This is a genomic window from Caulobacter sp. P1_D6 (genome assembly GCF_056406095.1).
Map to the genome: position 1 here is coordinate 1 of NZ_JBFUAW010000090.1, position 540 is coordinate 540.

The 540-nt window shown below is 65.6% G+C and carries 2 protein-coding genes; both read right to left on the bottom strand.

Annotated features, from left to right (window positions below; genetic code table 11):
• Positions 1-216, bottom strand: a 216-nt coding sequence (locus tag AC1DYP_RS24805; protein ID WP_477048564.1) for a PRC-barrel domain-containing protein, incomplete at its 3' end; no start/stop codon positions are given.
• On the bottom strand, positions 213-540 hold a 328-nt coding region (locus tag AC1DYP_RS24810; protein WP_477048565.1), incomplete at its 5' end, for a hypothetical protein. The genes AC1DYP_RS24805 and AC1DYP_RS24810, both read right to left, overlap by 4 nt.

Genomic DNA, 540 nt, shown 5'->3' on the forward strand with positions numbered 1-540 from the left:
GATCATCACCGCGTCGGGTCCGAGCGCCGACACGGCCGACCACGCGAGCACGTCCTTGCGCGGTCCGGAGAACAGACCGCGTCCGGCCATCGTGAAGCCCGCGACCTGACCGCCGCCGGGGCGGTAGACGATGTCCTTGATCTGCGCGACGTCCTCGCCGGCCATGGTCACGACGGGTCGCTTGGCCACCTCGCTCGCACGCATGAGGGTGCTCATCGTTTCGATCCCTTGCCCTGCTTCGGGTCGACGATGATGACGCCGCCGGAGCGCCGCTTCGCCTGAATCACGAGAACCAGGGCGACGATCGCGATGACGACGACGATCGCGATGATGAGCCAGACCCACCAATCCATGTTCGTTCCTTGCCGGTAGGTGTCGCGGGGGTTGACGCGCCACGAGGTGTCGGGCCCACGGTTGCGGGATACCGCACAGCATTCCACGACGTGCGGGCGATCAAACCGTGATCGTCGCCTCGCGATGAGTGTCGTGAGAAACTGACACCCATGAGCATCGGAACCCTGATTCTGCTTCGCCACGGCG